Source organism: Citrobacter sp. wls826, assembly GCF_005281245.1.
In the GTDB taxonomy this organism is placed as follows: Bacteria; Pseudomonadota; Gammaproteobacteria; order Enterobacterales; family Enterobacteriaceae; genus Citrobacter; species Citrobacter braakii.
Map to the genome: position 1 here is coordinate 8,018 of NZ_SZWS01000034.1, position 5,882 is coordinate 13,899.

A 5,882-nucleotide genomic window follows, 5' to 3' on the forward strand; every position below is an offset into this window, starting at 1 on the left:
TTCCCTGAACTACCACGCACCACTAACTGCACCGGCAGCAGCAGATTCTCTTCCTGATTTTCTTCCAGCAGTAAACGCAGCGCTTCACGCCCCAGCTGTTTTTTATCAACCGCAATGGTAGTCAGCGGCGGATGTGACCAGGACGCAGCATCGATATCATCAAATCCCACCAGCGCAAGATCTTCCGGGATACGTATACCCTGCTGCGCACACACCTGCTGAACAACCATCGCTGCAGCGTCGTTATAGGCAAAAATGGCATCGGGCGGCTCTGGCAGTCTGAGTAGCTCATTAACCGCATCCACCAGAGATTGCTCGGTATCCAGCAGCGGCGGCGCAACGACATCGTACTCTGGCGGCATTAGCAAACGGGCTTCATACAATGCCTGACGGTAGCCCTTTTCACGCTGACGGATGCTGTAGTGCGCGAGCGTACTGGCAAGAAACGCAATGCGGCTGCGGCCTTGTGCAATCAGATGTTGCGTGGCCAGATAGCCGCCCAGAGTATTGTCAGGATTCACGCAAGGCAGTCCTGGCGCCCAGAGATCCACCAGCACCAGCGGCAATTTCATCTGTTGTAGCAGCCCAAGCAACTCAGGTTCAAAAAATCCCGCGCAGATCAGCGCATCAGGCTGGTGCAGCATCACCTGCTCACTTACTGCATCGCCTGGACCTATAGAGAGAAAGCTCAGCGCAACCCCCTTTTCGCGACACAGATCTTCTATCCCCAGCAGCAGTTGAGAATAAAACGGTAAAGCCCGGCTGATATTGTGCTGGCGATGCAGTAAAAACAGGACACGTTTGATTTTATCTGCGCGCAGGCGTGAAAAATCATAACCCTGCTGCTGCGCCACTGAAATAATGCGCTGCCGGGTCTCTTCACGCAGCCCCGGTTGCCCTTTTAGCGCGCGGGAAACAGCGCCAACCGAGACGCCACAAGCGTCGGCAATGTCTCTGATACGTACAGGTTTCGTCATTTCAGTCTCATGGATTTACTGTGGCTTGTTGCGCCCCCAGCCAGGCTGCGCCGCGTACGCCGCTGCTGTCGCCGTGGCGGGCCTGAACGATCGGTGTGCGACACTGTTTACCAAACACGTACTGCGCCACTCGCGCCTGTAAGCCTGAGTACAGTAAATCGATATTGGATACCCCGCCCCCCAGCACGATAACATCGGGATCGAGCATATTCACCACACTCGCCAACGCGCGAGCCAGTTGATCGCAATAGCGTTCCCACAACAAACAGGCGTCTGCATCACCTGATGCTACCCGTTGCATAATTTGTGGCACACCCATATGTTGCGCGGTGTGATTCATATACTGGCGCTCCAGGCCACTCCCCGAAATAAAGCTCTCAATACAGTTCAACTGTCCGCAATAGCATGTCACTTCAGCCCCGTCCCGAGATCCGTGGTAGCGCGGCAAGGCATTATGCCCCCACTCTCCGGCACAGGCGTTAGGGCCGGAGATCAACCGGTTCTCGATGCACAGACCACCGCCGCATCCGGTACCGAGGATCACGCCAAATACCACGCTATGCCCACGCCCACTACCGTCCATCGCTTCTGACAGGGTAAAGCAGTTGGCATCATTGGTAACGGGCACTGGCATTCCTAATGCACGCTCGAGATCTTGCGCAAAGGCCTGCTGATTCAGCACCAGAATGTTGGAATTCTTAATCAAACCTTCGCTATCCACCGCACCTGGCACCCCGACACCAACCGATAAAGGCTGATTAATGGCCTGCATAGCCCTGGCTATCATCTCCGTCACGGCCTGGAAAAAATCACCGTAACGCTGCTTTGGTGTCGCACATCGTTCTCGGTAAACAATTTCACCCGCGTTATCAATCACCACCGCTTCGATTTTAGTCCCGCCGATATCCAGTCCGAGCCTCATGGTTTTTCCTCATTTGCATCTCACAATGTGATGCGGTTTAGCTTGCCTATTTTGTTTACTAAACACATGGAGAGCTGTCACAAAAACTCAATTTATGTTTGAGTGACGGACATATTATGTTTACTAAAAAATAATTATGATGAGAAAGAGAGGCAATGACGCCGGGCCTGCGCCCTGCTAGTTGGAAGACAGATGATTGATGGATGCGCCGGAAGGGCTCCGGCGCACAGCGCTTAAATGAACGCGAAAGCGTCGCCAAACAGGCGATCTTCACGCGCACTGCGTTCATTACAGAACAGATCGCGCGCGATTTTGGCCATTTCAAAACGACCGGCAATGTAGATATCGTGCTCCGCCAGGGTACCGTAATCCTGCAATACCGCCGTTAACACGGTTCCCGTACGACCACGCCAGCCGTCTTCTGGCTGTTCCACCACTGGCTCAACGCGCAGATTCGGGTGATTAACAGACAACGCTTCCAGTTCGGAGAGATCATAGAGATGCTTCTCTTCACGCCCACCCCAGTAAATGGTGATATCGCGGTTTGGATTACGTGCCAGCGCAGTAAGCAGAATGGAACGCACGTAAGAGAACCCTGTACCACCGGCAATCAGGATCAGCGGGCGCTCGTCTTCATCACGCAGCCAGGCTTCGCCATGCGGAATGTCGACCTTGATTTCCCGGTCTTTCAGAATGCGGTCCATCACAGCCATGGCATAAAGATTTAGCTCAGAGGCGCCAACGTGCAGCTCAATGAATCCTTGCTCGTCCGGCGTGGATGCCATGGAGAACGGACGCTTATCCCTTTCGTCCATCACGACCATTAAATACTGGCCAGCACGAAAGGAAAACGCCGCGTCTGGCACTAAACGAACGCGATATACGGTATCAGTGATAGCTTCTACCGAGGTCACTTTACAGCTTAAGGTTGTCATGCGCTCTCTCTGTCGGATCAATAGGCAAAACGATCGCGCCTCAGGCGCTTTTGCCGTCATTAAAGATGGCCAGTTCATCCCAAATTGCGTCAATACGCGCAGTTACTTCAGGATCTTTTTTAATCGGGCGTCCCCATTCGCGTTGGGTTTCGCCCGGCCATTTATTTGTGGCATCCAGCCCCATTTTTGAACCCAGGCCGGAAACCGGCGAGGCAAAGTCCAGGTAATCAATTGGCGTATTCTCTACCAGTACCGTATCCCGAGCCGGGTCCATACGGGTAGTAATTGCCCAAATCACATCATTCCAGTCGCGTGCATTGACATCATCATCGCAGACAATAACAAATTTGGTGTACATAAACTGGCGTAAAAACGACCAAACACCCATCATGACGCGTTTGGCATGACCAGCGTACTGTTTTTTCATCGTCACCACGGCCAGACGATATGAACAGCCTTCCGGAGGCAGGTAAAAATCGACGATTTCCGGGAACTGCTTTTGCAGAATAGGAACGAAAACTTCGTTCAGCGCCACACCAAGCACCGCGGGCTCATCAGGCGGACGTCCGGTATAAGTAGAGTGATAAATCGCCTCTTCACGCTGGGTAATGTGCGTGACGGTAAAGACCGGAAAGCTATCTACTTCGTTGTAGTAGCCGGTATGATCGCCATACGGCCCTTCCGGGGCCAGCTCACCCGGTTCGATATACCCTTCCAGCACGATTTCAGCACTGGCGGGCACTTCCAGATCGTTGGAAATACATTTGACCACTTCGGTCTTGGTGCCACGTAACAGCCCGGCAAATGCGTACTCGGATAATGTATCAGGGACGGGCGTCACGGCCCCCAGAATGGTCGCAGGATCTGCCCCCAACGCCACCGAAACCGGGAAGCGTTCGCCAGGATGCGCCGCACACCACTCCTGGTAATCGAGTGCGCCGCCGCGGTGGGACAGCCAGCGCATAATGAGCTTGTTTTTGCCAATCAGCTGCTGGCGATAAATACCCAGATTCTGCCGCTCTTTATGCGGACCACGCGTTACGGTTAGCCCCCAGGTAATCAGCGGTGCGGCATCTTCCGGCCAACAGGTCATAATCGGAATACGGTTTAAATCGACGTCATCACCGGAGTAGATTTTTTGCTGACAAGGCGCACCGCGCAACCGCTTAGTCGGCATGTTCAGCACCTGCTTAAACTGCGGCAGCTTATCAAACAGATCGCGGAATCCTTTAGGTGGCTCCGGCTCTTTCAAAAACGCCAACAGTTTACCGACTTCCCGTAGTGCCGAGACATCTTCCTGCCCCATCCCCATCGCAACACGCTTCGGTGTGCCAAACAGGTTACACAGCACCGGCATGGAATAGCCTTTAGGATTCTCAAACAGTAACGCAGGCCCGCCAGCACGCAGAGTGCGATCGGCAATTTCAGTAATTTCCAGGTGGGGATCCACCTCAAGCGAAATGCGTTTGAGCTCGCCCTGCTGTTCAAGCAGCGTCAGGAAGTCGCGTAAATCGTGATATTTCATGGCGTCCATTGTGGCCTCTTCGTAAGCGCTTCATTATACGGCGTTCATCATTGTGATGCTGTATTTTTGTTAAATTAGCGTGAACTCTGGCGATACATATAAGCCCTGGGAGTATATACCCGTTGGGTTTCAGCCTGCTTTGAGGCGGGTATAATTAACTTAACTCATGGCTTTTGCTATGCTAGCGCTCAGAACAAGCGAATAAGAGTTATTATGCAATCCTGGTATTTACTGTACTGCAAACGTGGGCAACTTCAGCGAGCCCAGGAACACCTGGAAAGACAGGCGGTGAACTGCCTGACGCCTATGATCACCCTGGAAAAAATGGTGCGCGGTAAACGTACCACAGTCAGTGAACCACTATTCCCTAATTACATGTTTGTCGAGTTCGACCCGGAAGTGATCCACACCACCACGATCAACGCCACGCGTGGTGTCAGCCATTTCGTTCGTTTTGGAGCGACGCCTGCGACCGTCCCATCCCCCGTTATTCACCAGCTTTCTATCTACAAGCCTGAAGGTATTGTTGACCCGCAAACCCCTCAGCCAGGGGACAGCGTGATTATTACTGAAGGGGCGTTTGAGGGACTGAAAGCGATCTTCACCGAACCGGATGGCGAAGCGCGTTCCATGCTGCTGCTTAACCTCTTGAATAAAGAGATTAAGCAGAGCGTGAAAAATACCGGTTTTCGAAAGATATAAGCCGTTTAGAAGGTCACTTCGAACAGCGTTCTGACGTTGGCATCAATGGTTGCTGACAGCCATTGAGGATCTTCCCCACGCCAGTGAGCAATTCGCTCAAGAATATGCGGCAGGTGCGCCGGTTCATTGCGACGTGACGTCGGTTTAGGCGTTAAGTCGCGAGGGAGTAGATAAGGTGCATCGGTTTCTATCAGCAGTTTTTCCACCGGAATAAACGGCAGCAGCTCCCGCAGTTCCATCCCCCGGCGTTCATCACAGACCCACCCGGTGATACCGATATAAAGCCCTCGGTCCACGCAGTCCTGCATCTCCTGGCGCGAACCAGTGAAACAGTGCAGCACCGCGCCTGGGAGGCTGTCCAGCCACGGCTCCAGCAACGTCAGAAAACGCGCATGCGCATCCCGACAATGCATGAAAATCGGCATCTGCAGTTCAGCAGCAATGCGCAGTTGCGCTTCAAAAGCACGTTCCTGCTCCTGCGGCGTGGAGAAATTGCGATTGAAATCCAGGCCGCACTCACCAATAGCGACTACCTTCGACTGGTTTGCCAGCGTGATAATCTCGTCTTCCGTTGAGGATTGCCATTGGCTGCTGTCATGCGGGTGCACACCAGCCGTGGACCAGCAATGCGGATAATGCTGCGCCAGCTTTAACGCCTGCTGGCTTTCGTGAAGGTTTGTGCCGGTCAGAAGCATACCGTTTACGCCCGCAGCAAAGGCGCGCGCCACGACCTCATCCCGGTCTTTCGCAAATTGTGAACTGGTTAAATTAACGCCAATATCAAACATGCTTCCTCCCATATGACAACCGCCCTGACGGGC

6 protein-coding genes are annotated in these 5,882 nt (G+C 53.3%); 1 reads left to right on the forward strand and 5 read right to left on the reverse strand.

The features are described 5' to 3' along the window. The 4 genes from FDW87_RS08555 to ubiD form a co-directional block, all read right to left on the reverse strand. Nucleotides 1-977: LacI family DNA-binding transcriptional regulator (locus tag FDW87_RS08555; RefSeq protein ID WP_137379641.1), on the reverse strand; the 977-nt coding region annotated here is incomplete at its 3' end. Between the two features lie 7 nt (nucleotides 978-984). Next, nucleotides 985-1,899 (reverse strand): ROK family protein, encoded by a 915-nt coding sequence (locus FDW87_RS08560; RefSeq protein ID WP_019078422.1) that lies wholly within the window; start codon nucleotides 1,897-1,899, stop codon nucleotides 985-987. Nucleotides 1,900-2,132: 233 nt separating this feature from the next. Continuing rightward, nucleotides 2,133-2,834, reverse strand: coding sequence for an NAD(P)H-flavin reductase (gene fre, locus FDW87_RS08565; protein WP_003828903.1), 702 nt, complete (start codon nucleotides 2,832-2,834; stop codon nucleotides 2,133-2,135). Nucleotides 2,835-2,874: 40 nt separating this feature from the next. Beyond that, nucleotides 2,875-4,368, reverse strand: coding sequence for a 4-hydroxy-3-polyprenylbenzoate decarboxylase (gene ubiD / locus FDW87_RS08570; protein WP_016155145.1), 1,494 nt, complete (start codon nucleotides 4,366-4,368; stop codon nucleotides 2,875-2,877). Between the two features lie 204 nt (nucleotides 4,369-4,572). On the opposite strand from ubiD, the gene rfaH reads away from it, so the two are divergent. Further along, entirely contained in the window at nucleotides 4,573-5,061 is a 489-nt protein-coding gene (gene rfaH / locus FDW87_RS08575; RefSeq protein WP_047358740.1) for a transcription/translation regulatory transformer protein RfaH, read from the forward strand. 5 nt (nucleotides 5,062-5,066) lie between these two features. On the opposite strand, the gene tatD is transcribed toward rfaH, so the two are convergent. After that, entirely contained in the window at nucleotides 5,067-5,849 is a 783-nt protein-coding gene (tatD, locus tag FDW87_RS08580; RefSeq protein ID WP_137379642.1) for a 3'-5' ssDNA/RNA exonuclease TatD, read from the reverse strand. Nucleotides 5,850-5,882 lie beyond the last annotated feature (33 nt).